This is a genomic window from Bartonella sp. CE47NXGY (genome assembly GCF_042195415.1).
In the GTDB taxonomy this organism is placed as follows: Bacteria; Pseudomonadota; Alphaproteobacteria; order Rhizobiales; family Rhizobiaceae; genus Bartonella.
Genome location: NZ_JBHIOI010000012.1, coordinates 16,478 through 43,420, shown reverse-complemented (window position 1 = coordinate 43,420; position 26,943 = coordinate 16,478). Strand labels below are relative to the sequence as shown.

The 26,943-nt window shown below is 35.2% G+C and carries 23 protein-coding genes and 1 tRNA gene; 11 read left to right on the top strand and 13 right to left on the bottom strand.

Translation table 11 applies throughout. From position 1 onward, the window contains the following. Together ACFIL3_RS05365 and ettA are read right to left on the bottom strand one after the other, a co-directional pair. The coding region (locus ACFIL3_RS05365) for an ArsR family transcriptional regulator (RefSeq protein WP_375681905.1) at positions 1-644 on the bottom strand (644 nt) is incomplete at its 3' end. A gap of 666 nt (positions 645-1,310) precedes the next feature. Beyond that, positions 1,311-2,960: an energy-dependent translational throttle protein EttA gene (gene ettA, locus ACFIL3_RS05360; RefSeq protein ID WP_375611983.1), complete on the bottom strand. Its 1,650-nt coding sequence runs from the start codon at positions 2,958-2,960 to the stop codon at positions 1,311-1,313. Between the two features lie 160 nt (positions 2,961-3,120). Between ettA and ACFIL3_RS05355 the strand changes: the two genes are divergently transcribed. Together ACFIL3_RS05355 and pncA are read left to right on the top strand one after the other, a co-directional pair. Next, the gene (locus ACFIL3_RS05355) at positions 3,121-3,657 is read left to right on the top strand and encodes a hypothetical protein (protein ID WP_375611982.1); all 537 of its coding nucleotides are present in this window, start codon (positions 3,121-3,123) and stop codon (positions 3,655-3,657) included. Positions 3,658-3,703: 46 nt separating this feature from the next. Further along, positions 3,704-4,312 carry a bifunctional nicotinamidase/pyrazinamidase gene (gene pncA / locus ACFIL3_RS05350; RefSeq protein WP_375628806.1) on the top strand — a complete coding sequence of 203 codons (609 nt, stop codon included), beginning with the start codon at positions 3,704-3,706 and terminating at the stop codon, positions 4,310-4,312. Positions 4,313-4,783: 471 nt separating this feature from the next. On the opposite strand, the gene ACFIL3_RS05345 is transcribed toward pncA, so the two are convergent. After that, on the bottom strand, positions 4,784-5,836 hold the full coding sequence (locus tag ACFIL3_RS05345; protein ID WP_375628804.1) for a DUF475 domain-containing protein: 1,053 nt from the start codon (positions 5,834-5,836) through the stop codon (positions 4,784-4,786). Between the two features lie 358 nt (positions 5,837-6,194). On the opposite strand from ACFIL3_RS05345, the gene ACFIL3_RS05340 reads away from it, so the two are divergent. Together ACFIL3_RS05340 and ACFIL3_RS05335 are read left to right on the top strand one after the other, a co-directional pair. Further along, positions 6,195-6,734 (top strand): helix-turn-helix domain-containing protein, encoded by a 540-nt coding sequence (locus ACFIL3_RS05340; RefSeq protein ID WP_375628802.1) that lies wholly within the window; start codon positions 6,195-6,197, stop codon positions 6,732-6,734. 389 nt (positions 6,735-7,123) lie between these two features. Further along, positions 7,124-7,303, top strand: a complete 180-nt coding sequence (locus ACFIL3_RS05335) for a DUF1508 domain-containing protein (RefSeq protein ID WP_142416545.1) — start codon at positions 7,124-7,126, stop codon at positions 7,301-7,303. Positions 7,304-7,833: 530 nt separating this feature from the next. On the opposite strand, the gene ACFIL3_RS05330 is transcribed toward ACFIL3_RS05335, so the two are convergent. The 4 genes from ACFIL3_RS05330 to ACFIL3_RS05315 all read right to left on the bottom strand — a co-directional run bounded on the left by ACFIL3_RS05330 (position 7,834) and on the right by ACFIL3_RS05315 (position 9,076). After that, positions 7,834-8,004: a hypothetical protein gene (locus ACFIL3_RS05330; RefSeq protein ID WP_375613355.1), complete on the bottom strand. Its 171-nt coding sequence runs from the start codon at positions 8,002-8,004 to the stop codon at positions 7,834-7,836. 52 nt (positions 8,005-8,056) lie between these two features. Beyond that, on the bottom strand, positions 8,057-8,368 hold the full coding sequence (locus ACFIL3_RS05325; RefSeq protein ID WP_375613354.1) for a hypothetical protein: 312 nt from the start codon (positions 8,366-8,368) through the stop codon (positions 8,057-8,059). A 306-nt stretch (positions 8,369-8,674) separates the two neighbouring features. Further along, positions 8,675-8,935: a hypothetical protein gene (locus ACFIL3_RS05320; protein WP_375675635.1), complete on the bottom strand. Its 261-nt coding sequence runs from the start codon at positions 8,933-8,935 to the stop codon at positions 8,675-8,677. Positions 8,936-8,950: 15 nt separating this feature from the next. Next, positions 8,951-9,076, bottom strand: a complete 126-nt coding sequence (locus ACFIL3_RS05315) for a hypothetical protein (RefSeq protein ID WP_375613352.1) — start codon at positions 9,074-9,076, stop codon at positions 8,951-8,953. 609 nt (positions 9,077-9,685) lie between these two features. On the opposite strand from ACFIL3_RS05315, the gene ACFIL3_RS05310 reads away from it, so the two are divergent. Further along, positions 9,686-10,000, top strand: a complete 315-nt coding sequence (locus tag ACFIL3_RS05310) for a helix-turn-helix domain-containing protein (RefSeq protein ID WP_007347852.1) — start codon at positions 9,686-9,688, stop codon at positions 9,998-10,000. On the opposite strand, the gene ACFIL3_RS05305 is transcribed toward ACFIL3_RS05310, so the two are convergent. Both ACFIL3_RS05305 and ACFIL3_RS05300 read right to left on the bottom strand, forming a co-directional pair. Continuing rightward, positions 9,924-10,106, bottom strand: a complete 183-nt coding sequence (locus tag ACFIL3_RS05305; protein ID WP_375611974.1) for a hypothetical protein — start codon at positions 10,104-10,106, stop codon at positions 9,924-9,926. The genes ACFIL3_RS05310 and ACFIL3_RS05305 overlap by 77 nt on opposite strands. Positions 10,107-11,804: 1,698 nt before the next feature. Beyond that, positions 11,805-11,881 (bottom strand) — tRNA-Ile (locus tag ACFIL3_RS05300). 170 nt (positions 11,882-12,051) lie between these two features. On the opposite strand from ACFIL3_RS05300, the gene ACFIL3_RS05295 reads away from it, so the two are divergent. Beyond that, complete coding sequence (locus ACFIL3_RS05295) at positions 12,052-12,795, top strand: SIMPL domain-containing protein (RefSeq protein ID WP_375613351.1); 744 nt, start codon at positions 12,052-12,054, stop codon at positions 12,793-12,795. A 29-nt stretch (positions 12,796-12,824) separates the two neighbouring features. On the opposite strand, the gene ACFIL3_RS05290 is transcribed toward ACFIL3_RS05295, so the two are convergent. The 3 genes from ACFIL3_RS05290 to dnaG form a co-directional block, all read right to left on the bottom strand. Next, positions 12,825-13,286 carry a YcgN family cysteine cluster protein gene (locus tag ACFIL3_RS05290; protein WP_375646443.1) on the bottom strand — a complete coding sequence of 154 codons (462 nt, stop codon included), beginning with the start codon at positions 13,284-13,286 and terminating at the stop codon, positions 12,825-12,827. Between the two features lie 610 nt (positions 13,287-13,896). Further along, complete coding sequence (gene rpoD / locus ACFIL3_RS05285; protein ID WP_375611971.1) at positions 13,897-15,912, bottom strand: RNA polymerase sigma factor RpoD; 2,016 nt, start codon at positions 15,910-15,912, stop codon at positions 13,897-13,899. 390 nt (positions 15,913-16,302) lie between these two features. Continuing rightward, positions 16,303-18,240, bottom strand: coding sequence for a DNA primase (gene dnaG, locus ACFIL3_RS05280; protein WP_375651033.1), 1,938 nt, complete (start codon positions 18,238-18,240; stop codon positions 16,303-16,305). A gap of 134 nt (positions 18,241-18,374) precedes the next feature. Here dnaG and ACFIL3_RS05275 point away from each other — a divergent pair, with 134 nt between their 5' ends. The 4 genes from ACFIL3_RS05275 to ubiC all read left to right on the top strand — a co-directional run bounded on the left by ACFIL3_RS05275 (position 18,375) and on the right by ubiC (position 24,132). Next, entirely contained in the window at positions 18,375-19,592 is a 1,218-nt protein-coding gene (locus tag ACFIL3_RS05275) for a mechanosensitive ion channel family protein (RefSeq protein ID WP_375638344.1), read from the top strand. Positions 19,593-19,661: 69 nt separating this feature from the next. Continuing rightward, a complete protein-coding gene (locus ACFIL3_RS05270) occupies positions 19,662-21,353 on the top strand; it encodes a Na/Pi cotransporter family protein (RefSeq protein WP_375681904.1) in 1,692 nt (563 codons plus the stop codon). An 860-nt stretch (positions 21,354-22,213) separates the two neighbouring features. After that, positions 22,214-22,465 (top strand): GlsB/YeaQ/YmgE family stress response membrane protein, encoded by a 252-nt coding sequence (locus ACFIL3_RS05265; RefSeq protein WP_375611967.1) that lies wholly within the window; start codon positions 22,214-22,216, stop codon positions 22,463-22,465. Between the two features lie 1,160 nt (positions 22,466-23,625). Further along, positions 23,626-24,132 carry a chorismate lyase gene (gene ubiC, locus ACFIL3_RS05260; protein WP_375611966.1) on the top strand — a complete coding sequence of 169 codons (507 nt, stop codon included), beginning with the start codon at positions 23,626-23,628 and terminating at the stop codon, positions 24,130-24,132. Positions 24,133-24,809: 677 nt separating this feature from the next. On the opposite strand, the gene ACFIL3_RS05255 is transcribed toward ubiC, so the two are convergent. Beyond that, a complete protein-coding gene (locus ACFIL3_RS05255) occupies positions 24,810-25,262 on the bottom strand; it encodes a GatB/YqeY domain-containing protein (protein WP_375681903.1) in 453 nt (150 codons plus the stop codon). Positions 25,263-25,521: 259 nt separating this feature from the next. On the opposite strand from ACFIL3_RS05255, the gene carA reads away from it, so the two are divergent. Then, positions 25,522-26,718 (top strand): glutamine-hydrolyzing carbamoyl-phosphate synthase small subunit, encoded by a 1,197-nt coding sequence (carA, locus tag ACFIL3_RS05250; RefSeq protein ID WP_375628787.1) that lies wholly within the window; start codon positions 25,522-25,524, stop codon positions 26,716-26,718. The last annotated feature ends 225 nt before the right edge of the window (positions 26,719-26,943 follow it).

Genomic DNA, 26,943 nt, shown 5'->3' with positions numbered 1-26,943 from the left:
ATTTCAGGATTTTCAAGAAAATGTAAAACCCAATGAAGAATAACTAAATCAAAAGTTGTATCTCCAACAGACAAGTGAAAAACACTGCTATCAAGCACAACTTGAACCGCATGCGTATAAAGATTAGAAAACAATTTTAAGATAGAGTCTCCACCTCTTCCAATATTCAGCATCGTCTGAAATGGTTTATCGCCAATGATTTCAAGTAAAGAGTTTTCTACACGATGATCTGCCATATAGGATGACCGTAATACATCCCGTTGCAACGCATTTTTTAAGAAATGCTTCTTCCTCGTTTTTTGACGCTGCTTTTTAACATCCTTCAAACGTTTTAAATCATGCGCTAACAACACATCATTCTTTGGTAAAGACGAAAGAATACCCATCACAATGTCTTTACCCCAAAAATCATGACAAAGCTTAAAATAAAGGCTATCCCCCTTCTGATAACGCTCAATCAATCGTGCTTCGTACAATAAACGTAAATATCGTGATATACACGCTTGCGACTGATCAAGAATAAAAATAAAATCAGGAATTGTTAAATCTTCATGATGTAAGAGCCTAAGAACACGTAAATGGCTTACTTCTGCGACCGCTTTCAGCAGCACAATCATTGCATCTAAACTTGCACTTTTTTTCATAATTATCCCCTAAACATTCCTATAAACATTTGTTTGTAGGAAAAAAAGTCAAGCATACAACGCATATTCTCATCTATTTTGCTCTCTCTATTTTATCATACTATGAAAAAAATAGGCTAATGTAAAAAACGAACAGATCTTATCTCCCTGCTTCTCGTTATAATGAGAATACATTGATTTATAATAATAATTCATTTTTAACTTGAATAAAAAACCGGAATACCGTAGATTTTTCTCATTTCAAATCTATTCATGATAAATCAATCCAAATCATTCTCTTACAGCTCATAAACGGAGGGGACAGATGGATAAAAATACCTTTTATGCCCACCTAAAAACAAGAACTGCATACTATTGAGAAAAAATAACATGATAATGCCAGCTTGCATTTTTATTAAGTAAAGATGATAATGCTCAATGACCAAGGCATTTGTAGAAGTAATACTATACGCTCCATCCCCTCCTTTTCATTGCAGTTTTACAAAAAATAACCGGTTATATATCATGAGTAAAATAACCCTATTTAGGTCATAATTTCATAAAGTGTCTCTTACTCTTTTCAATGAATAAAAACTCCCACAGAGTACACACACACTTTATTTATGAAATAACAAACGCAATAAAATACACTATTATTCTAACAAAGTTGCGATAAGATAAAAAATTCTAGCGTGTAAGAGGTTTATAATTTGCATGCTTAGGATTAAGAGATTCCGCCCCAAGACGACGAACTTTATCAGCCTCATATTCAGCAAAATTACCTTCAAACCATTCTACATGACCATCACCTTCAAAGGCTAAAATATGTGTTGCCAATCGATCAAGAAACATACGATCATGCGATATGATAACTGCACAACCAGCGAAATTTTCCAATGCATCTTCCAATGCACCCAATGTTTCAGTATCAAGATCATTTGTCGGTTCATCAAGAAGAAGCACATTCCCCCCCTCTTTTAGAAGTTTCGCCAAATGTACGCGATTGCGCTGCCCTCCTGATAAATTTGCCACCTTCTGCTGCTGATCTGCCCCCTTGAAATTAAATGCCCCGCAATAAGCGCGGCTATTCATCTCATATTTGCCTAATTTAATAATGTCATTTCCACCAGAAATTTCCTCCCAAACAGTTTTATCCCCCACCAAGGAATCACGACTCTGATCCACATAACTCATGTGAACTGTTTCACCGATACGTATCTGACCTGAATCGGGCTTTTCCTGTCCCGTCAACATTTTAAACAAGGTCGACTTTCCCATACCATTGGCCCCAATAACGCCTACAATGCCACCAGCAGGAAGTTTAAAAGAAAGAGAATCAATCAATACACGTTCACCATAAGCTTTAGAGAGATTATCAACCTCAATAACAACTTGTCCTAATCTTTCTCCAATAGGAATAATGATTTGCGCCTCTCCAGGACGGCGCTCACGTGCTGATTGAACCAACTCATCATAAGCCTTAATCCGAGCTTTTGACTTTGCTTGTCGCCCTTTTGGACTAGAAGCAATCCATTCTTGCTCACGTGATAAAGCACGTTGACGCGCTGCCTCTTCACGGCCTTCCTGAGCCAAACGCTTGGCTTTAGCCCCCAAATAAGCAGAATAGTTCCCCTCATAAGGAATACCTCTACCGCGATCTAATTCTAAAATCCAACCCGTTACATTGTCGAGAAAATAACGATCATGGGTTATCAAAAGCACAGCCCCAGGATATTCACGTAGATGCCTCTCAAGCCAAGCCGTCGTTTCAGCATCTAAATGGTTTGTCGGTTCATCCAAAAGTAATAAATCAGGTTTTGACAAAAGCAATTTACAAAGTGCAACACGCCGCTTCTCACCACCCGAAAGTTTTGTTACATCCCCATCGGCTGGCGGACAGCCAAGAGCAGCCATAGCCATTTCCACTTGACTTTCTAAATCCCAAAGATTCTGACTGTCAATAATGTCCTGAAGCTGTGCGCTTTCATCAGCCGTTTCCTCGCTATAATTCATCATCAATTCGTTATAACGCTCAAGAACTTCCTGTTTATCTGCAACACCTTCCATCACATTACCACGTACATCTTTGCTCGCATCAAGCAAAGGTTCTTGTGGTAGATAACCACAGCGTGCTCCTTCAGAAATCCATGCTTCTCCGGTATATTCCTTATCTAGCCCAGCCATAATACGTAAAATAGTTGACTTCCCTGCACCATTCGGCCCTAAAATACCGATCTTCGCATCTGGATAAAAAGACAAATGAATATTTTCTAGAACTTTTTTATTGCCGTAAGACTTGTTAAGCCCAGCCATATGATAGATAAATTGACGTGCCATAAATTTCTCTTTATATTATGCGATATTAAAGATTAGGATTTTGAAAAAACTGCTTTTGCTTTTTGAAACTGTACAGTAAATAGCACTTACGTCGTATCAAAAGCTTTCGCTTTATATTGGTACATTTTTTCTAATCTCACAAGCCCCAGTATGGTCCTGAATGCAAAAAAACATCCCCCTAAAGAGCAAAAAGCAAATCTTTTTAGCTGTACCTGAAACCTGTTATCAAACATTGCCTCTCTTTTCCATACCAGATATAACATTGTATTTTTATCGTATTAAACCGACTTATCAATGTAATATGATACCACAAAGAAAAGCAATTCTCTATGCGCCTTCTTTTCTCGCTTTATGGGCTTTATATTACGCAGTAAAAAATCCTTCTCTTTTTTCATCGATTTTTTGCTACGGAAAGCAATGGACTTCACCCCTTGCCTTGATATGGCTTAAATTACGTTTACAAAACGACCGCCGCCTTATGGGATCTGACGTCCCAAGCCCAATGATCATGAAAGCTTTGCATCAACACGTAGCAACAAATGACTACAGCGCACTTCCCATTGGTACGTGGTTACAATTCGTAAAAAACTATAAAACCAATTGTAAAAACTTATCCATCCCCCTCTTTTGGCTTGATAATTATAAAAATAATATCAATATCCAGCACATCATTTCAAAACTTCAAGACGACATATAGCTTTTTAAAAATACGATAAAAGCTCATCTCGTATAGGAATATATTTATGGAAAAAAAAGCCTTAATCGTCATTGATGTTCAAAATGACTTCTTACTAGGTGGAGCACTTGCCGTACCTCAAGGTGATGCTATTTTACCCGCCGTCAATAATCTCATAAATCATTTTGACCACGTTATCTTAACCCAAGACTGGCATCCCAAAAACCATTGCAGCTTTGCTTCCTGTTATCCTGAAAAAAAGCCCTATGATACAGTCATTCTTGACTATGGTCCTCAAATACTTTGGCCTGATCATTGCATACGAGGAACACAAGGAGCAGAATTCCATCCATCTCTTAGAGTAGAAAAGGCACAACTTATCCTTAGAAAAGGCTATAATCAAAAAATGGATAGCTATTCTGCTTTTCTTGAAAATGATCAAAAAACACCAACAGGTTTACATGTTTATCTCAAAGAACATGGTTTTACCAAGCTCATTATGTGTGGCTTAGCAACTGATTTTTGTGTCGGATTCTCTGCTCTTCACGCCATACAATACGGTTTTAAAGTCAGTGTTTCATTAAATGCTTGTGCTGGTATTGATGTAAACGGATCACTAAACACTATGCTTAAAACTATGAACGAAGCAGGGATAGAACTGTTAATGCTCTCCTAAAATATTCTTTTCTCATCTACCATTATAACATTCTGATTTATAATGAATAAATTTTTTTACCTATTTAAGTAAGGAACGAAAATATCGTAAAATTCTCTCATTTCAACCCTATTTCAACACCATTCTCTTAAAACATCACAAATAGGATTGATGTATGAATAAAAATCTTGCAAAAAAAACAGCCAAAAGGCTTCTTATGAATCATTAAATGCAAGAGCAGTTATGATACTGAAAGCTGGTAAAAAGTATAGCGTAAACTTGCACCTTATATTGAAGTCAAAAAGCCTCTATACGTCAAAAGTTATCCAAAAGATTATACATTATTTCCCTCATGGAGGGGAAATCGTGCAATGATCTCCTCTTTAAAACAAAAACATCAATAAGCAATAACATGGCATTTTTTGCATAAAAGACCTCTTTCTATTCAAAGATATGCGATAAACAAAAGTGTGAAAAAGGAAGAAATCTCCATTACTTAGATACAACATGTTTATCTAATTGACGATGCTTAAAACGAATCGAAGAATATAATGCCATTCCAATAATACAGACTCCCACAAGTCCTGTTAAAACTTCAGGAACCGATATAATCGTTTGCAGATACATAATCACTGCAAGAACTAGAATTGCATAAAAAGCACCATGCTCTAAATAACGATAATGCAATAATGTTCCTGATTCAACCAACATAATTGTCATAGAACGAACGTAAAATGCTCCGATACCAAGACCTATCGCAATAATAAAAAGGTTGTGTGAAAAGGCAAAAGCACCAACCACGCCATCGAAAGAAAAACTAGCATCAAGAACTTCTAAATAAAGAAACGCCCCTACTCCCCCGTGAGCTACTGTTGTTAAAGTCTTTTGAGGAGTATCCAAGAGATGACCGACAACTTCAACACCGATAAAGGTCAAAAGTCCATAAAGTGCTGCTAATAAAAAAGTTATTTTATTTTCTGCGTCAATCTGAGCTGAAACAAATAAGATCAAAATCAAAACAATTGCAATATCAATTCCAACAAGCGCCCCAAACTTTTGAGCAGATCTCTCTATAACATTAAGCCAATGCACTTCTTTTTCAGAATCAAAAAAATATTTTAAGCCAACCATCATAAGGAAAGTTCCTCCAAAAGCAGCAATCCCCATATGCGCATCGGTTAAAACTTCAGCATATCGATGTGGTTCCCATATCGCTAATTTGACTGCCGCAATTGGATTAATCCCAACAGCAACGACAACCACCAATAATGGAAAAACAATTCTCATCCCAAATACAGCTATCAAAATACCCCATATAAGAAAACGACGACGCCACAATGGACTCATTCTACTAAGAACACGCGCATTGATAATAGAATTATCAAAAGATAAAGAAATTTCCAAAATTCCTAAAACAAAGCAAATAAAAAAATATTTAAGAAAACCAGTAATACTTTCCGTTTCAAACCAACCAATAACCCCTCCTAAAAAGACACCAATAATCGTGAAAAAAAAAGCAAACCCAAAATAGCGTAATAGGGACATGATCATTCCTCAAAGTTTATTTTCTACTTCATCTAAGCACACCCAGTACCAATCCAAAGTTTGCATCTCTTTAAAGTTGCATCTATTAATGCAGAGGTGTATAGAATATATATGGTAAAGTTACATGAAAATTCTCTCAAAAAAAGCAAGAGACAAATGTAGCAACAAGGAATTTTGTTTTGAAGTGAATATCAATTGTCAATACAATAAGTGCAAGATTGCTTTCTATCTACACAAATAAAAAAATAACAAGAAATTAAAGCTATAATATTGACATTATATCATAGAATATTAATACATAGTGTGCTTTTATTATTTAATGATTTATACCATGATGATTTACCGAGGGAGATAATTCGTGGCACGTCCTGAAACTGAATCAAAAACCATATTTGGAAAACGTTTACGTTATGTACGTCTTGCTTTAGGCGATCCATCGCGTGAAACCTTAGCTAAAAGTTTTAGCATGACAAAAAATTCCATTGCTTTTTATGAGCGTGGAGAGAGAGAACCCAATCTTAGTGTCTTACAAACATACCGCACGTTATATGGTGTCAATATTAATTGGCTTTTAACTGGACAAGGAAAAATGTTTGACACCGAATATACAAAAGGTGATTTTGACTGGAATTATTTTATTAAAAAAATCGAGGGACTGGAAGAAACACTTGCCGATAGTGATCGTAACGAAAAACTAAATCAAGAAAAAATCGACAGTTCTTATGAAAAATTGCAGCAATATTTGTCAAGACAAGGTTTATCAAATGGTTTTAACTCTAAAACTACAACCTCTCTTATCGATATGAAAGCTAAAATGGCCAATTCTTATACCCTTAGCTTATTCATTGATTTACTCATTCGAAGCGTATCCCAAAAAGAGGTTATAGCTAATCAATAAACGTCTATTTCAAAAGAAAAAGCAAGAAATGATTAAACACCAGTATGGAAAGAAGTATTTTTTTACTTTATCCGTGCTGGTGAAGTTTTATATAATTTATAAACTTTATTTCTGTAACGACAGAAAAATATTTGCGTTGTAAATGAAAGTATAGTGTCTTTAAATTAAAAAAAATAATTTTATAGTATAAAATTCTCATTCATATCTTATTGACAATAAATTTTTTCTTGTTAAAAGAATAATAGCTCTCATAGAAATTATTTTTTAAGGTCAGAAAATTTAAGGGGAATATATTGACGACTTCCTAGAGAGACATACATTAATGTTTACAAGCGGATTAGTTAAATATTTATCCTGAAAATTATCAGCTATTTTATGAGGTGGGAAGCATGTATTTTGAGGTGTTTCAAGGAGTTCACAATCAATGGTACTGGCGTTTAATCTCAGGAGATGCACAAAAAATTGCTTTTTCTAGTAAAGGTTATCCAACAAAACAAGATATCCTAATCAATATTGAGCAAATAAAAGAAATTACACATAAGGCTCTTATTAGAGAACTACAGTCCTAACGTTCTTTACCATTAAAACAAGCGTTTATTTTGTATAATGGTATGGTAGTTACTTTTGTGATAAATGAAAAGTGATTGATTTGCCCTCAATGAGAGGAAGTTTTTGTATTATTTCTGACACTCACAAAGAACATTCATATTCTTACAGATTATATGTTTATTTTCAATCATACTCAAATCTCTATAGCCTTTATCAAAAAGAAAATCTCTTAAGTTTTGTATTTTTCATAAAAAATAAACGCACATGAAGAGAAGATAAATCATCAATGAGAAATATATTTACTCTAAAAGATATTAATATCTTTTACGTTCATATTCCTCTTCTGTATCTGATAATCATAACTGACTTACCCATTTCATCTTCATAAAAAGCAAATATCTCTTTCTTTCTATTATCATGCAATTTTTTATACCTATTAGCTGAAACTATCGTAGCATTTATACCTTACATCTAAAAAGAACGTGCAAAACTGTTTCCAGCAATAATATAAAATTGCTGGATTGTATAGACGCGCTTTTTAATAACTAGCCTACCTATAAACTGGTTTATCATCATAAACTCTTATTTTATGATCAACGACGCTCTGTCTTATAACCTTAAATGTTGTCATAAAATCAGAGTAAACTTGAATATTCTCTTCCAATACAATCTCTCCATCAGCACCATAATTGGCTTCATTAAAGTTTATCTCTCTCGTCATTCCAATCTTCCTAACACATTTCCAAACCCTTTAATGCAAAATATGAATACAATCACTCTTTATCATCTTCAGATTTAAGCATTTTTTTATATTTCTTTTCATTTTTTTCATATTGCTTAATTTGTTTTTTCAGTTTTTCAATTGCTTGGTCGCGTCTTTTAATCACCATACTTTGCTCTCTAATAGCCCTATCTCGTTCTTCAGTCATCTTCATAGAATCTCTTAAAAACTCATGCTTTATTCTTCTAGATTCCTCTTTTAAAATTTTCACTTGACTGCGATAATATAAAGAAAATCGAAATATAACCCCGCTGCACAACAAAACAACAATCATTGCTCCCAATAAAATTTCGTTTACACTCATTTGGATCTCCCTTAATTGTCGCTCAAGTGATGATCTTGACCAATTTGTTTCATCCTCAATCAAAAAAAGAATGCAATAAATTGCATGTTCCAAGTGTGAACAATCACTCTCGGCGTTCTTATTTTCTCCATTAAAGCATTGATAAATGACGCAAACAAATCTCTGAAAGCGGCTAAATCTACACTCACACCAATTATTTGCGACACATTTATTGACACAAAATACAAAAAATAAGGAACGTCAAATAAAACTAACGACGCAATCCAATCATACAAGCCTTGCCCAAATCGTTCCTATCTTCCTTTTTTACGCCATGTGGAATGCGGCTATATATGAAAGTTTTTCATTATTACAAAAATCTTCAGTGTCACAAAGCACAGCATTTCTGTAAAATTTTGCCTTCCCACAAATCTTTACATCACCACAAACTAAAGCATCATTATAAACTCGAGCCTTTCTAAAATCACGAGTATCACCACAAAATTCAATACATTGAGCATTCAAAACTTGATCAAAAAAGACCGCATTAGCATTAGCATAAACATATGCATCTCCACTCATATTCAAATAACGGTAAAGTTCTTATTTTTCATAAACATGCGAACTCTTACGAACAACTAAACAACCATATGTTAATGCATTGTTATCAATAACAATATCATTATAAACACAGACTTCATTATAAACCGCAGCATCATAAAAACACATTCATCCCCATAAGGGCATTGATCGAATGTACAATTCTACCAAACAACCACCTTTGTGGATCAGATTACCTTCCTGTTTAATAAAATATCCAAGATCACTTTTTTGATATTTCCCATTTTTTTACGCATATATACGATATACCATCTGATAGTGATCTAATTTATTACAATAAAGAAGAAATCAGTATTCTTTATCTATGCAATTTACATTTTTTCTACAGCCATTATCCTATCTCTTAAGGCTCTAAAGCTTCGTTATATTCACACACTACCTCAACGCAGAATTTTTTTTACAAATTCTGATGTTGGGGTATATCTTGATTTATAATGCTGCTACGTATACTATCATAGTGAAATCTCATAAACATACGAGTGTGTATCGCCCTTTCTGGTATACACATTTACTTTTTCACAACCGTGGAACTAAGCAACCATTTTTATTGATTCGAATCTGAAAGTGTATGGGGACATTTTGTTATTAGTTAAAAACAACTCTATATGCTTCCTTAGCGAAGAGCTACACATGGATATTTTCACGCTCCTTGTATCATATATTCTGGATTCGCAACGCAATATTAACGCTATAGCGTAAATATGTAAAGGTCTAAAAATGACAAAGACTGAAAAAGATTGGTTCCAACGCTTAGTTGAATTGATAAAAAGTGACGGACGAACAATGATTGAAATAAGCAGAGCTGCAGGCTGTGGACAAAATTACGTCCAACAAATGATAAATGGAGGCAAGAGACCTTCTGTAGATAAACTCATGGCTATTTTGAATACACTGGGAAATGCTAGTGCCATATATGTAATAACTGGTTTCAATATCTCCGATGAAGACTTAAAACTCATAACTTTGATTTCGTCTGGAGATAAAAAGAAGATTGAAGCCTTAAATGTTCTGTTGAATGAGCAGAATCTGTAGCATTTTCTACTTTATCCAATATCGCTTGCTTTTGAGACGTCGATAAAGACTCCCATTTCACAATAATATCAGATAAAGTTGTTTCAAATTTTTTATCATTCTTCATAGTCATACTCCATGTAGTCACACTATATAACGCTAAAGCGTTCAAAATATATCTCATACCTTAGAAAAAAATATTTGCAATAGGCAGTATGGAAGCAATTGTGTACAAACTTATTTTACAAAATCAGATGAAGTTCTATTAGTCATGTACCATAGTGAAACAGAAAGCATCACACGATCCAGACCTTCTTATGAAAATTGGTATAATCTATCAAAAACGCGAATAATGTTACGCAGATCTTGCGATTCGGACCAATAAAAACTAATGTGAAAATATCCCTGAAGACACTCCTGAACTCTATATAAGAGAACACGAAAAAGCTTTTTTGAAAAAAATACATCACAATTTATTCTACATAGCACCATCTATGTTTTTTTAACAATATTGCAAAGCGAGAATATAACAATGTTATAGGAATAAATTCTTATAAACAGAGCCACACTACCTAAAACTCTGTAACACATTTACAGGTAACCTCCCCTCTAAACGCACCTTGTAAATACTAATATAAGTCTCTATCATAAGCAAAAATGATACTATCAAAAAAATAAAACGAATCACCACGCACAATCTTTGTACGTAAATTTTATACAGATTCACAACAAGAGAGAAATTCCCTTATGCAAATGAAGAATTATATTTTAAAAGTATGGCTTTGAAGAAGAAGTATACTTTTCCAAAAAAACACCCTCCCTGCCAATAATTTTTCATAAGAGAAAAAACTCATAATAAAGATAAAACTCTCTATACGATCAATACGAGAAAAATGTTATCAATACAAAAAAGTGCTAGGGTTACCGCAATATTGCCAATTCCTTATCAGAGTAAAATCAAAAAAGACATCTGCTCTTCAATAATAATTCGGATCACATGAAAACTCTATAATTTAAACATTAAGCAAAAAATACACAAAAACAGAAAATGGCATTTTAACAAATTTTCCAATATCATAGAAAACATTTCTTACAGAATAATAAAATGCTTATTACAATAGAATCTGGATGATGCAAAGCGATAGAAACAATCACTCAATTGACTTTTCAAAGAACAATTAATAAAATTCTTTTCAAAAAACACGCCACCGTCACTATGAACAATATTTCTCAAGATATTAAATAGAATTCCTTTCTTGGGAAAAAGAAAATATCAACAAATGTTATCATCGTTGCCCCCATGATACATATGAATGCCCATAGATCACATTCTCTTATACACTAACCTTTCATCACAATGATGCTATTCGAACGTCTAAAAGACATTAACATCACTTAGAAAAAAGCAAATTTACACTAAATGTTTTTTGAGCCATTTGTTCTGAACAGGTACAATCTTTAAAATTGGTTTTATTGAGGTCTATTTATTTGCAGAACAAGTATAAATAAACTTATCCAATGAAGCTTTTAGCCTTCTATTTTATGAAGAACACCATATAGAAAAAGTACAAAACAGTATATGAATTAAGAAAGTAAATAGCGACCCATATCAGTTAATCCAAATGCTAAAAGGTTGCAAATGAGAGAACTTCTTTGATGAGACTAAGAAAACATACCATCATATTAAAGCGACTGAGAGAAAAAACTGCAACAAACAACGACCAAAAGCTTCTAAAACAAACAGGAAAATAAATAAAAAACGAAAAAGGTAGAATCTCAAAACTTTTATATAAGCGATCCATTTTTCTATTGTACATTTCCCTATTGGTGGGCCCGGAGGGACTCGAACCCCCAACCAAGCGGTTATGAGCCGCTGGCTCTAACCAATTGAGCTACAGGCCCTAAATAGGTTGTTTCTCTCTAAACTAAAATGCCCTATGATACAAGAGCTGACAAAGATTATAACCTATCTTTTTCTCTTTTCTATTGGTTTTTTTTTCAGTGCTCTAATTTCTTTACAAAAACTCTTAAAAATGAGAGAATAATTAACTGACAAATATAAAGGTATAGATATGATAGAAAAGAAAATTCAACCACTGAAGAGTTCTCTGGTTAAAACAGTTATATTAGCATTTACACTCTTAGCCACATCGTTGACTGTACGTGCTTATGCTGAAGAAAATAAAATGAAAAATGCAACGATTACAGTGACAGCAATCGGAGAAAGTCAAGCAGCACCGGATATGGCCATTATTAATCTAGCCGTTGTTACCTATGACAAAACTGCCCAAAAGGCATTAGCTTCCAATAATCAATCCATCAATGATATTATAAACGCTTTTAAAAACAATGGCATCCAAGCAAATGATTTGCAAACATCAGGCTTATCCATTTATCAGTCAACCTCTGATAAACACCACGAAAAAAAGAATAATGAAAAACTCTATCATGTTTCAAATTCTTTAACCGTGCGCATTCGTGATCTTACCAATGCTGGTAAAATCTTTGATCAAGCGATGACACTAGGTGTTAATTCAGTTAACGGCATTACTTTTACCAACGCAGATACAAAGCCATTTTATCAAGAAGCACGTAAAAAAGCCATTACTGAAGCCATTGAAAAAGCGCAAACGATAGCGCAAGCAGCCGATTTAAAATTAGGAAAAATTATTGAAATCAATGAAAAGGATGATTACTATCACCCAACACCACGTCTCATGAGTAGAGCAGCAGATGTAAGCTACGCAAATACAAATTTTGCAGGTGGTGAATTAAATTATAACGTGAGCGTCACTGTAGTCTTTGCGATCGATTAAGTCACAAACAAGTTGTATAAAAAATCATATTACTGGCCTTCACGTAGAAGACCAGTAATGTGATAAAGATAATCTTCCTCAGATAATAATTCGTCTTCGTAAATCTCTATTTGTCCGCGTGCAGAAATACGCGCTGTATGTACCGTCTGACAATCCCCTGATACCAATGGATGCCACCAATGAAGATCTTTTCCCTCATAAATTAATCTATAAGCACAACTTTCTGGAAGCCAACGCGCTGTTTTAACTGTCGTAATATCTAGCGATATACAATCTGGTACAATTGATTTACGATGAGCATAATCTCGACACCTGCAGGTTTCCCCATCTAAAAGACGACAAGCAATACTGGTTGCATAAAGGTCACCCGTATCATCGTCCTCAACTTTATGGAGACAACAACAGCCACAGCCATCACAAAGGCTCTCCCACTCAGAAATGGAAATCTCTTCTAATTTTTTTACTTTCCAAAAGGGAAGTTCTCCACTCATAAACTCAGACACACCTTTTTTAATTAAGACGATCTATAAAAAATGAAACGTTTAATTTCTATAATTTTATCTATTTCTGTCTCTTAAAAAGATTCAACTCAATGTATACTTTAAACCATGTTCTTAAAAGCTATCTGAATAAAAAGAGAATATTCAAAAATAGCGCATATAAATGAACATAACCTATTGAAACATCTCTTTGTAAACTTAACGAAGAATAAAATGCGTCACCTAAAATGATAGAAAAATTCCGCAAAGAATATACATTTTTCATCAAAAAGTCCGTATGTTGCAATATAAGTTTATTCCTAACAGATCTCATTTCTTAAAAACGAGCCGCGCTATACGCAAGGTAATGTTTTTATCGTTCATTTCTTGAAAGCCCCCTACTCTCTACTCCATAACCACCCTTTGCCCTATATCTATTCTTTTGAGACAGAGAAGTATAAAGCCCCAAAGCTAAGAGAAACATTAAACATCGAAAACTTTCTAGATTGTTCAAATTCTTCCTATGTTTTTCTCAAGAAAGTATCCAAGTACAACATGAAGCACCTCCCCCCTTCATTAAGAAGAAAGAGGGAGTTATTAAAATGCACACGAATTCTTTTATTTAAGAATCGAGAAAACTGCGCAATTTTCGTGAACGGCTAGGATGTTTCAATTTACGAAGTGCCTTTGCTTCAATTTGACGAATACGCTCTCTTGTAACTGAGAACTGCTGTCCCACTTCTTCCAATGTGTGATCGGTATTCATCCCTATTCCAAAACGCATCCGCAAAACACGTTCTTCTCGTGGTGTTAATGAAGCAAGAACGCGTGTTGTCGTATCTCGCAGATTAGCTTGGATAGCTGCATCAATTGGTAATAAAGCATTCCTATCCTCAATAAAATCACCCAAATGGGAATCATCTTCATCACCAACAGGCGTTTCGAGAGAAATGGGTTCTTTTGCAATTTTAAGAACTTTTCGTACTTTTTCTAACGGCATAGAAAGCTTGCTAGATAATTCTTCTGGTGTTGGTTCTCGTCCAATTTCATGGAGAATCTGACGCGAGGTACGAACAATTTTATTAATTGTTTCAATCATATGAACAGGAATACGAATTGTACGTGCCTGATCAGCAATTGAACGTGTAATAGCTTGACGAATCCACCATGTTGCATAAGTTGAAAATTTGTAGCCGCGCCGATATTCAAACTTATCCACAGCCTTCATCAAACCGATATTGCCCTCTTGAATAAGATCAAGAAACTGCAAACCACGATTGGTGTATTTTTTTGCAATTGAAATGACAAGACGCAAATTAGATTCTACCATCTCTTTTTTTGCAATTGTTGATTCGCGTTCACCTTTCTGCACCTGCATAACAATCCGACGAAATTCACCAATCGAAATAGCCGTTTCTTGCGCAAGATTTTGTATCTCACTTCGCAGTTTTTGGATTTCTTTTGCTTCACGCACCGAAAACTCTTTCCAACCAGGTGTAGGCAAAGCAGCAATATAATTCATCCAATCTGCGTCCAATTCACGCCCTTGGTATTCTTTTAAAAAATCCTCATGGCCAATGCCATAGCTATTGGCAATCCGTTTCAGCTTACCTTCATTATGAATCAATCTCTTATTAATGTCATAAAGCTGTTCAACCAAAGCTTCGATACGATTTTGGTTTAAAGAAAGAGATTTTACTGCTTGAATCAACTCACCCTTTAATTGAATATATTTCTTCTTCTGAGAAGATGTAAGGGCCCCCTCTTTACGCTCTGCCAAACTGCTTTCAACATGCTGATCTTGTAATTTTCGTAATTTTACATAGGTTTGAGCAATAAAATCTAATGTTTCCATAACTTGAGGACAAAGTTCATTTTCCATTGCAGCAAGCGATAAGTTAACATCGTCCTCGTCCTCTTCATCATCGTCTTCAATGTTTCTCTCTCCTGCGCTCTCCCCCATATTACGTATACCAGAAGACATTTTTTCTTCTACGGTCTTATCAACTTCACTTCGCTCAATAACAGGAGCCTGCTTTGCTTCTGGACCAGCATAAGTCGTTTCAAGATCAATAATTTCACGAAGAAGAATACGCTGCTCTTTTAACTCGTCACGCCAGATAATAAGAGCCTGAAAAGTCAAAGGACTCTCACAAAGTCCTGCAATCATTGTCTCACGCCCTGCTTCAATACGCTTAGCAATGGCAATTTCGCCTTCCCGCGAAAGAAGCTCAACAGCTCCCATCTCACGCAAATACATACGCACCGGATCATCCGTACGATCTGTTACTTCGCGTTTATTCGTTGTCGTTGCAATTGCGTGGCTAGAGGCTTCTACTAAATCACCCCCCTCTACCGTAACTTCTTCTTCATAATTTTCAGACTCGACTTCATCCTCATCATCCACAACATTAACCCCCATCTCAGAGAACATCGCCAAGATATCTTCAATTTGTTCGGATGTAACCTCGTCAGAAGGAAGAACTGCATTGAGTTCATCCATTGTTACGTAACCATTTTTTTTGGCAAGTTTAATCATTTTCTTGATGGCATCATCAGAAAAATCAAGAAGAGGACTATCCAAACTCGCTTGGTTTGTTACTTCTGCATTATCTTTCTGTTTAACCTTTGTTGCCATACCATAACTCCACTCGATCACTTCACAGTTTCCATGTAACCATAGTTTCCATGTGACCAGTTTTTTTGTTCTCACTAAAATCTACCAATAGTTACTCATATATACTTCCTGTTAAGAGATTACCATTGGAAAGAATACATTTTGTATACGCCCTGACATCCAGACAAACTTGACATCCAGACAAAAACGCGGGAAAACTCCAGAAGTTTCCCCGACACCTCTCAGCCCTTCTGAGATAATCTCTGCACCCTATCGTAAGAACCAATTTCCCGCTTTTCCTAAAATTTACCCGCTTTTCCTAAAATTTAATTGTCATCTTTATAAAAATGTCACTCCACATAAACTTCCTCATCTAAAATTTAAGTGACTGATTCGCATTAAAAAAGCGAATCATTTTATCGTATCTTGTGTATTCCCGTCTATTTTTTCATCCAACCAACTTCCAAATCCTTCAATTAACGCTTCTGTTGCCTGCATCTGCTCCAGCTCATTTTTTACCTCACGAAGCAGATCAAAAACCTCACTCTTAGGATTTTCTACAAGTTGCTCTTCAATATCCTGTAACCTCTTATGTAGGTGGTGTTCTTGAAGATGCAAGTAGACAGCTTGTTTTAATATAGCACGCGCATCTTCTATAGGGGCTCCACCAGGAATAATACGCATACCAATATTTTGCACAAGATGTTTCATACGCTCTAACAGAGCCTTTTGCCCTCTTTTTTCTAAGAACGCAACCATCGTCTCTTTATCATGAAGCTGTTGGTCCCCAAGAATTTCCAACATAGCTTGGTGAAAAATTATCAATTGAGTATTTTTTAATTCTAACTCAGAAAGAATTTCAAAATTTTCATACCACAACTCAGGATAGTAAGCTAAAGTGAGTAAAATCACTGCTTCACGCAAAGGGATAGATTGCGAAGAATTTCGTACTATTTCAGAATTTGCTAACAGAGAAAAGGTTTGATCTTTAAAGGTCCTATTTGGTGAAGATTGACCATATCGCCCTTCCCCCTTTTGTTTTGAAAAAGAGGGACGAAAAAAATCAAAAAGGCGTTTTTTTACATCTTGCAAATAATAACGACGGACATCTTCATCCTTAATCGTAAAAATTTGTTGTTTTAGTTGTTTTTCTAGCGCTGCTCGTGCCTCTGGAATTTCAAAATGCTTTCCATAGGTAGCACGCCACCATAAAAGCTCACTCAAAGGAATAGCTTTTTGCAAAAAAGAAGAAAAAAGCTGTGCTCCACCAGCACAAACAATTTCATCAGGATCTTTCCCTTGTGGCAACAAAACAAAGCGTACACAAACCCCAGCCTTTAAAAGAGGCAACACACGATCAGCAACACGAAAAGCAGCTTTTAAACCAGCATCATCACCATCAAAACACAAAATAGGTTCCTTCCCCATCTGCCATAAAAGCTCAATTTGCGCTTCCGTTAATGCTGTCCCTAAGGGTGCTACAACTCCTTCAAAACCAGCTTTAGTCAATGCAATGACATCCATATACCCCTCAACAACAAGGAGTGAATGAATTTTTTCATCGCCAACAAAGCGACTATTTTTGCGAGCTGCTGCCGCGTTATAAAGTATATTTCCTTTATGAAACAGCACTGTTTCAGGGCTATTGAGATATTTTGCTCGTGTCTCTTTCTCTAATGCACGCCCTCCGAAAGCCACCACACGTCCACGCAAATCTTCGATAGGAAACATAATGCGATTTCTAAATCGGTCATAAGAATCCGCGCTCTCCTCATGCACTGAGAGAAGCCCACATTCTTCCATTTGCTTTATTGAAATGCCCCGTGCACTCAAAGCTTCTTTCAAAGCTGTACGCCTTACCGGTGCAAAACCAATGCGGAAACGCTCTACAAGCTCTGGTGTAACACCACGTGCATCCAGATAACGACGTGCTTGCGTACCTTCTTTATCGCGTAAATTATATTGAAAAAAATCTGTAGCAATTTTCATCACATCATAAAGGTCAGCTTTTTCCAGTTGACGTTTATGACTTTGTGAATCCAAAATAGGGAGTTTTATTCCCGCAAAATCAGCCAAACGCTCTACACTTTCTGAAAAGTGCAATCCATCAAGCTCACACAAAAAGGTAAAAATATCTCCACTTACACCACAACCAAAACAATAATAGCGCCCTTTATGATCATCACAATGAAAACTTGGCGTTTTTTCACCATGAAATGGACAACAACACCAAAAGTCTCCCCGTGAAGGCTTACTTTTTCGAGGATCAAAATCCACCCGTTGCCCAATCACTGTTGAAATTGGGAGTCTCGTACGCAATTCATTAAGGAAATCGGGCGGAAAACGCATTATCTCTCACAGAGTTTGAAAATTCTTTTTTGCATATTTAACGACTTTAGAGCATAATTCCAATACTTCCTCTTAAGCAGTTGTAAAATTTTAAACCCTCAACTGCATATATTTTTAGAAATGGAGAATAAAAAGTGATCGAATTTATTGCTCAATATCCGTGGTTAGAGGCTATTTCTTGGCTTGTTATTCTTACTATAGCTGCCCTTTTAGTGAACTTTCTAGGACGAAAATTACTTATTCACGGAGCAAAAAAACTCTCTTCTTTTCTCCCCAAAAATACAACGATCGATATTAATAATGCTATTCAATACATAGCGGATATCATTTCAGCTTTTATTCTTTCAATTGGTGTTAATTTTATCTCAACATTGCCCGATGCATTTAGCACTGTCATCAGTAATGTTGCCAACGCCTTCATTATCTTCTTTGTCGTCCTGACAATTTCTTCCTGTCTCAATGTCATTAACATCCTTTACGAACAACGACCAACAGCACGACTAAAACCAATAAAAGGTTATATTCAAATTGCTAAAATTGCACTTTTTGCTGTTGCAACAATTTTAATGGTCGCTACATTGATTGACCGTTCCCCTCTTATTCTCTTCTCCGGTCTTGGTGCAATGGCCGCGGTTCTCATGTTAATTTTTCAAGATACGCTTCTTTCTCTCGTTGCCGGTATTCAAATTTCATCCACTGATATGGTTCGTGTTGGGGATTGGATTGAAATCCCCAATCTCGGTGCCGATGGTGATGTTATTGAAATTGCCTTGCATACTGTTAAAGTTCAAAATTTCGACAACACCATCACCTCAGTTCCTATCCGTAAACTTGTGACCGACCCTTTTAAAAATTGGCGTGGAATGCAAGAATCGGGTGGCAGACGCATCAAACGCTCCCTTTTTATTGATCAATCAAGTATCCATTTTCTCACAAAAGAAGAACAAAAATATCTTTCCCGATTTAATTTATTAGAAAGTTATTTCACGCAAAAAGTAGAAGAAATCGAACAATGGAACGCTCAATTAGATAAAAATCATGATGTCTTAGCCAATACGCGCCGTTTAACCAACATTGGAACTTTTCGTGCTTATGTTTTTGCTTATCTACAACAGCATCTAAACATCAACCCTAATATGACCCTCATGGCACGGCAATTACCTCCTACAGAAAATGGTTTACCCTTAGAAATCTATTGCTTTACGAACACCACCGTTTGGATCGACTATGAACAAATTCAAGGCGATATCTTTGATCACCTTTATTCCATTCTGCCCTGTTTCGGTCTAAAGGTTTTTCAAAATCCAAGCGGTTATGATTTTAATCAAGTATTAAAAGCAAAAGTGAAATAAAAACAATAAACTTCAATTTATTAATTTGAGGCAACCACATTCACAACAACAAAGAAAGAATAAAGTATCATGAATGGTTCATTGGTACTCCTTCATCTTGCCGGCGCTATTTCTTTACTTCTCTGGGCCACACGCATGGTGCGCACAGGAGTTGAACGCGCCTATGGTGACAGACTTAAATATAAAATGTGCCACGTCGTTTCAAAACCATTGTTTGCCGTAAGTTTTGGGCTTTTTACAGCAATGATTTTACAAAGCTCTACAGCAATAACACTCCTCGTTGGCTCTTTCGTTGAATCTGGTTTTGTCTCTGGAGTAGCAGGACTTATGGCTGTACGTGGAGGAGAATTAGGATCAGCAATCGTTGTAAAAATTCTCACCTATGACCTCACTCTTGTTGTACCCTTGTGTCTTTTAATTGGCACTTGTATCTTCATGACAACAGAAAAACGTGAATGGCGTCAAATAGGACGTATTGTCATCGGTATTGGTCTTTTGATTTTATCTTTAGAGATGATAAGTACCGCGACAGAACCTTTACGTGAAAGCGAAATTTTGCCTAGCATCATTCGTTATCTTTCAACCGATCCTATTTCCACTTTTTTGTTGGCTGCTGGCTTAACCTACCTCTTACATTCATCCATTGCAGGAATCATTTTGCTGGTCAATTTTGCCAACTACGATCTTATCCATACGCAACTCTGTGTTGTCATGGTTCTTGGTGTCAACTTTGGCTCTTCTCTTATAGCACCACTTTTAACGCGCAACGCCTCTCCTAATACCCGCCTCGTTCCCTTAGGAAATTTACTCATGCGTGGGGCAGGGTCAATCCTTATACTTATCTTATTTCTCTCCTTTCACCCTCCCATCACATGGCTTGGCAATAACGCCCCTACTCAAGTAATCAACGCCCATATCATTTTTAATGTTTTCATTCTCCTTGCTGGAATACCGCTTTCAAAATGGGTTTTAAAATTAACCACTCAAATTGTTCATATCAGTGCAAAAAAAACGCAAACCGATAAAACGCTCAATTTATCCGATCAAACAGCTCTTGATGACAGTGTTCTTGATCGCCCAACTCTCGCCCTCTCGAATGTCATGCGTGAAGTCATTCATATTTGTGATCTTGTAGACATCATGCTAGAAAAAATTATGGGACTTTATGAAAAGCCTGATCCCAATATTATTCGTGAACTCAACCAACTCAACACCATATTGGACAAAAAACATATCGCCATCAAACTTTATCTTGCACGATTAGCGGGACAAAAATTATCTGACGAAGAAGCTCTTCAAACGCAAGAACTTCTAGGTGCCTGTATAAAATTAGACCAAGCAGGCGATATCATTATTCATAATATGTTGATGCTGGTTAAAAAGAAACAACAAAAAGGTTTACAGTTCAGCAGCGAGGGCTGGAGTGACCTCCTTCGTTTCCACGCCATTGTACTAGCCAACGCGCATATAGCATTTAACGTTCTCGTCTCACGTGATACACACACTGCACACCTATTGGTACAAAAAAAAGATCAACTACGAAACTTAGAAAAAGAGATGAGTTTAAAACATTTTAAACGTCTGCGTGAAGGGGATCTCAAAAATGTAGAATCATCCAGTCTTCATCTCGACACTGTGCGCGACCTCAAACAAATCAACTCTCTTTTGACCTCAATGATCTACCCCATTTTAGAAGAACAGGGACTTCTTCAAAGTTCTCGTCTACGCAACCCTGCTGAAGAACAAGCAGAAAAAACTTAAACTTTTCAAATAACTTGAATAAAACACACATCACATCGATTATTCAATTTTGAATATGGTCAAGATATTGATCTAATCAATAATATCTTATTATTCGACAATTTAAATGAGCTTTCTGCATCGTAAGTTTCTTTCATTTAAAATCTATACATGATGAATTGCTCAAAGTCATCTGCTTGCACATTACAAACAAAGCAGCATGTAGAATAGAATTCTTGAAGAAAGACGTAAAAATGCCTAACCATCTCAGAGCCAAGACTGTTAAACACATAAAGAATAGGTCAAGAGTATGATAGTTCCAACCTAAACCCGCCTTGTAAAAAGGGAACCGCTTCACAGTAGCAGCGAAACAGAAATACTCTATAAGAAATACAAAACCCCACAAAAATGCAACATTTATATCAAGATTGGTAGAGGTTCAACCTATACAGCCATGCTATAACGTGTCAACGAAACAGTTTTCATTTCAAACATCATTGATATCAATTGGCAAGCTCCAAACTTTTAAATATCCATTTTACTTATTACTTTCTTTAATCACAATTGTTTTTTTAATGTAAGAGAGAGCTTAAAAAGCTTATAAATACACTTTATGAGTTCTTAGAACATTTCTACTAATATTTTCTTCTTTTATTCATATTTATCAATTAATTAATTTATTTATAAATTAAAATATGTTGTATATTTATACTTATTAAGTATTATTATGATATAAATGTGAATATTATTTTTATATAAAGGAAAGTAATAAGTAAAATATCTAAAAGAAATATCCTTTCCACTGGTTAAAAAAGGAATAAACCTTGATTTTTACAAAGTTTACTCTAGTTAGAATTTAAATTCAGGCAAAGGAGGGTATCATGGAAAATGCAAACATAGGTTGGATTGCAGCTATTATTATCGGCGGGATTGCAGGTTGGGCTGCACAGTATATTATGAAAAGCCAAACAGGAATATTGTTAAATATTATCTTAGGGATTATTGGCGCTGCGCTAGCAAGCTTTCTTTTTAGTCTTTTAGGTGTAAGTTTTGCTGGTTGGCTTGGCTATCTTATTTCAGGTTTTATAGGAGCCTGTATTCTTATATGGATAGGACAAAAAATTCGATCATAGAGTATTTATTTTTTACACCTTTTGGGATTCAATACAAAACTAGGAAACAACGAGCAGAGTTTAAAATATTCCCCTGTAACTTGTTGTTACCAATTTTGATATGATGGTGAGATGCTTAAGCTGCGATTTTAGGCATACACCATCACCGTATTATAAAACCAAATGCAGTAAAGAACTTTATAACGCACCATTTCATACCTATATAAACTTACGCATATCAGAGGAGAGATATGTTGCGTTATTTTAACAAAATACGAACTGATTTTTGTACCACGTGCGCAAATCCAGCATATCTCACTGTAATAACAATTCATAAGGTTACAAAAATCACTAACGATGATTAAAGATTTTACCGTATAATGCTTAACACCTATACACTCTATCAACAATACCCTTTTTACCGAAAAACTCGAAGCGCTTTTTTACATTCTTAAGAAATAAAGAGAGACGGCAAGAATAAAATGATAAATATTTTTTTCTAATCTATGAAAGAAAATAGTATCTAAAATAAATATAAAAATTAAATTATAATGTGTTTTTTTTAAATTTATTTTTAATAATAAAAATATATAAGTAAAAATTAATAATATTAATGCAAATTTATTATAAAATTAATAAACATTATGTGATGTAATATTTCAAAATTTTAATAATATAATATATTTTAGAGTTTGCAAAAATATATGCATTAATATAAACTTCTTTATTATAAAGAATACGATCTCCTTTACATCTCAATTCAAAAGATTTGAATATCTCTTCACTTTCTAAAGTATAAAATAAAGTTTTGTTCCTCTTAAAATTTCCTCTTTATATCATCTTGCATAGATGAATTTTTAGCTCTTCTTTATATGCGTTACAAACGAATTTTAAAGCACGAAACATTTTTCCCATTGCTCTCATGCGATAAAGAAATTTCCGTAATGCATTGTGAAAGCGCCTTGAACAAAACATAATACTTTATTTTGCTTTTTTAAATGAAAATAATCCTATAATATATACTTCCTGCATATCTTCTTTTAAAGACCTTTGCTTTCGATTTTCCCTTTGATATCTTCCTGTTAAAATCTTGCTGCTTTTATACTCCTTGTATTACAATAGAGCTATCTATTTAACCCAACATAACATATGGAATAAGACTTTAGCTGTGGAGTAAAACGATGTCTGATCTTGAAGATTCCATCTTACCACCTCTAAAGTGGTTCTCTGATCAAAATCCTCCAATACCAGAAAATGTTCGCGATTGGCTCATGGAATCGGGCTCAATGACGCTTCGATTAAAGAAATATTGTACCTGCCTCCAAGTTCAACCACAACGCGAATGTTTTATTACGCGAGATAAATTAACAGAAGAAGCAGAGCATCTCCCCGAAAATGCGCGTTATTGGCTACGCGAAGTCATATTAATGGGAGATAATAAACCTTGGCTCCTTGGACGCACTGTAATTCCACAAGAAACCCTCCTACACAATCAAGCCTTGATGCATTTGGGAACTGTACCTTTAGGACATTATTTATTTAACAATGACAAATTAACCCGCGATTACATTCATATTGGTCAACAAGGTGCGCTATGGGCACGCCGTTCCCGTTTGCGGTTAACGGGTAAGCCATTGTTGCTAACTGAACTATTTTTAACAGATTCACCACTGTATCCCCACAAATAGAGGTTACTCATTTTATTCTGCATAACTTATAGATTTCATATAGCTTATAAGGGATTTAATCAGAGAAAAGAATTTCAAAATTATCTCAAGAACACATTAAAAACAAAGATTTCTTTTCAAAATATCCTTTTATTTCATCAACTCAGCTTAAAAAATCTCTTCCCTAGAAAAAACGTTCTAAAATTCTGATTTTCTTATCATTAAAACCAGCACTTGAATTAAAAAGATACACACCATATTGATAAAACCATCTATATTTAAATTTCTTGCTGAATAATCACTACTCTAAAATACGGTAACTCTTTATCAAACAAATGCTTTGAAACAGCAAAAAAGACAATAATACACTCCCCAAAATTGGAAATCTGTATCAATTAACTTAATCATCCTGTTTAAAAATTTTTAACAGTGCGAATAATAGATTTTTTTAAAAAGTAAAAACTCTATAACCTTTTTGTTTTTTAATGGTCTAACAGCTTTGAAGAACAGAAAAATATAATACTTAAAAGAATGTTTATTGCTCTATAAGAGCCAAAAAAATTTCGTTGATATCAAAAAAATATTTTTTTGATAATAGTATGTATATAAAAAATAAATGATATTTATCAACATCCTACTGACTTACAAAGGCGACGCACAATAAAAAATATTTTCCAATCCCCTTGAATTAACAAGATCTATTGCAATTTCTCACGAAGACTATTGCACACTTTAGAAAAATTCATTTGCCCCGCATACCGTTCCTTAAGCCATGCCATCACCTTACCGATATCGCGTAATTTTTCTGCCTTTGTTTGTGCCAAAGCTTCACAAAGAACCTGTTCTACTTCCATCTCCTTAAGCTGATAGGGAAGAAATTCACGAATAACTTCTATTTCTGCTTGTCCTCTCTCTGCCAATTCCAAGCAACCAGACTCTTTATAGGCTCGCATCAATTCTTCACGCTGTTTAAGCATTTTAGTGAAAACAGACTGTATCTGCTGATCATCCACTTCTAGCTTCCCTTCATCATAATAAAGAATATCACGATCCCTAACTGCAGCATTCATTAAACGAAGTGTAGCAAGACGCGCACTATCTTGCGCTTTCAAAGCAGCCCTAAGAGCCCCATCAATCTGGTTACGCAACATAAATTTATCCAATTTTTGTTCAAGAAGAAGATGCCTTTTAACCAATCTTTATCCATCTTGCAATGGAGAATAAAAAAATAATTAAGGACTCGATCTTCGAAAAGCTAAAACAAGACTTTACCTCTTCATGGAATGTACTTATACTGCCTACTTCAAGCGAAACGTTACCAGAATAATATACACAGCATCTGCTAAAGGTATGATTTTTGTGTAAAGTTGATCATTATACCTTTCAGAGAATAAATTGTGGATACATACTATGATACAAGCGACTTCACCCAGCCACCCTTGGAGTATCAAAAAACCGACAGCCCTCTTAGTCTTAGCAGATGGAACCGTTATTGAAGGCAAAGGAGCAGGTGCTACAGGTATAGCTGAAGCTGAAGTGTGTTTTAACACCGCCATCACAGGCTATGAAGAAATCCTCACAGACCCGTCATACACACAACAAATCGTTAATTTTACTTTTCCTCATATAGGAAATGTAGGGGCAAATAGCGAAGATATTGAAGATCTCTCTCCTCTCAATTGTCATGGTGCTGTTGGCGCTATTTTCAAAGCAGACATTACACATCCCTCAAATTATCGATCCAATGAAAATCTTCATCAATGGCTTAAAACGCGTAAAATTATTGCACTTTGTGGTATTGATACACGTGCACTCACAATTCTTATTCGTGAAAAAGGTGCACAAAATGCTGTCATTGCACACGATGCTAATGGAAACTTTGATATTCCTTCTTTAAAGAAACGTGCGCAAAAATGGCAAGGTCTCGTCAATCTTGACCTTACGAAAGACGTGACATCTCAATCATCAATGCAATGGAATGAAAAACCATGGAGTTGGAATAAAGGATACGGTACAAACAATGTGCACAATCTTCATATCATTGCAATTGACTACGGTATTAAACGTAATATTCTTCGCCTTATGGCAACACAAAAAGCACGCATTACTGTTGTGCCTGCTCACACAACTGCAAAAGAAATTCTGGCAATAAACCCTGATGGCGTTTTTCTTTCTAATGGACCAGGAGACCCCGCAGCTACGGCTCAATATGCCATTCCAACAATCAAAACATTAATTGATCATAATTTACCAATTTTTGGAATATGTCTTGGTCATCAACTTCTCGCTCTTACGGTTGGTGCAAAGACCGTGAAAATGCACCAAGGACATCATGGTGCCAACCACCCAGTTAAAGACCTTAACACTGGAAAAGTTGAGATTGTATCGATGAATCACGGTTTTGCCGTAGATTCTTCCTCTTTACCACAACATGTTCAAGAAACACATATTTCTCTCTTTGATGGTTCAAACTGTGGTATTCGAATCATTGGAAAACCTGTTTTTTCTGTTCAATATCACCCCGAAGCTTCTCCTGGACCACAAGATAGCCACTACCTCTTTCAGCATTTTAGTGATCTCATTATGAATTATAAAAAAATATCTTAAAATAAAAAGCCTCACCTTTTAACTTCTCTCCTTTAAATTATATCATCTTCCTACGCACAATTATATTATTTTTATACCTACAACTTATTGAATAAATATTCTTATTGATCATTCTAAAACTAAAAAGAGCGCTCTGAATAGCTTAAATTTTTCTCATTCCTCTCCTCTTAAGGTCGTATCCATCAAAATCATTGGTTTCTCCCCCCAAGCAAGATAAGTGGGTCG

Coding starts and splice junctions, on each gene's coding strand:
- ubiC (WP_375611966.1), top strand. CDS start 23,626: ATGTCTGATCTTGAAGATTCCATCTTACCACCTCTAAAGTGGTTCTCT.
- ACFIL3_RS05310 (WP_007347852.1), top strand. CDS start 9,686: ATGACAAAGACTGAAAAAGATTGGTTCCAACGCTTAGTTGAATTGATA.
- carA (WP_375628787.1), top strand. CDS start 25,522: ATGATACAAGCGACTTCACCCAGCCACCCTTGGAGTATCAAAAAACCG.
- ACFIL3_RS05290 (WP_375646443.1), bottom strand. CDS start 13,286: ATGAGTGGAGAACTTCCCTTTTGGAAAGTAAAAAAATTAGAAGAGATT.
- ettA (WP_375611983.1), bottom strand. CDS start 2,960: ATGGCACGTCAATTTATCTATCATATGGCTGGGCTTAACAAGTCTTAC.
- ACFIL3_RS05330 (WP_375613355.1), bottom strand. CDS start 8,004: ATGACGAGAGAGATAAACTTTAATGAAGCCAATTATGGTGCTGATGGA.
- ACFIL3_RS05335 (WP_142416545.1), top strand. CDS start 7,124: ATGTATTTTGAGGTGTTTCAAGGAGTTCACAATCAATGGTACTGGCGT.
- ACFIL3_RS05345 (WP_375628804.1), bottom strand. CDS start 5,836: ATGTCCCTATTACGCTATTTTGGGTTTGCTTTTTTTTTCACGATTATT.
- ACFIL3_RS05265 (WP_375611967.1), top strand. CDS start 22,214: ATGGAAAATGCAAACATAGGTTGGATTGCAGCTATTATTATCGGCGGG.
- rpoD (WP_375611971.1), bottom strand. CDS start 15,912: ATGGCAACAAAGGTTAAACAGAAAGATAATGCAGAAGTAACAAACCAA.
- ACFIL3_RS05255 (WP_375681903.1), bottom strand. CDS start 25,262: ATGTTGCGTAACCAGATTGATGGGGCTCTTAGGGCTGCTTTGAAAGCG.
- ACFIL3_RS05270 (WP_375681904.1), top strand. CDS start 19,662: ATGAATGGTTCATTGGTACTCCTTCATCTTGCCGGCGCTATTTCTTTA.
- ACFIL3_RS05315 (WP_375613352.1), bottom strand. CDS start 9,076: ATGTGTTTTTATGATGCTGCGGTTTATAATGAAGTCTGTGTTTATAAT.
- ACFIL3_RS05355 (WP_375611982.1), top strand. CDS start 3,121: ATGCAAAAAAACATCCCCCTAAAGAGCAAAAAGCAAATCTTTTTAGCT.
- pncA (WP_375628806.1), top strand. CDS start 3,704: ATGGAAAAAAAAGCCTTAATCGTCATTGATGTTCAAAATGACTTCTTA.
- ACFIL3_RS05325 (WP_375613354.1), bottom strand. CDS start 8,368: ATGAGTGTAAACGAAATTTTATTGGGAGCAATGATTGTTGTTTTGTTG.
- ACFIL3_RS05295 (WP_375613351.1), top strand. CDS start 12,052: ATGATAGAAAAGAAAATTCAACCACTGAAGAGTTCTCTGGTTAAAACA.
- ACFIL3_RS05305 (WP_375611974.1), bottom strand. CDS start 10,106: ATGAAGAATGATAAAAAATTTGAAACAACTTTATCTGATATTATTGTG.
- dnaG (WP_375651033.1), bottom strand. CDS start 18,240: ATGCGTTTTCCGCCCGATTTCCTTAATGAATTGCGTACGAGACTCCCA.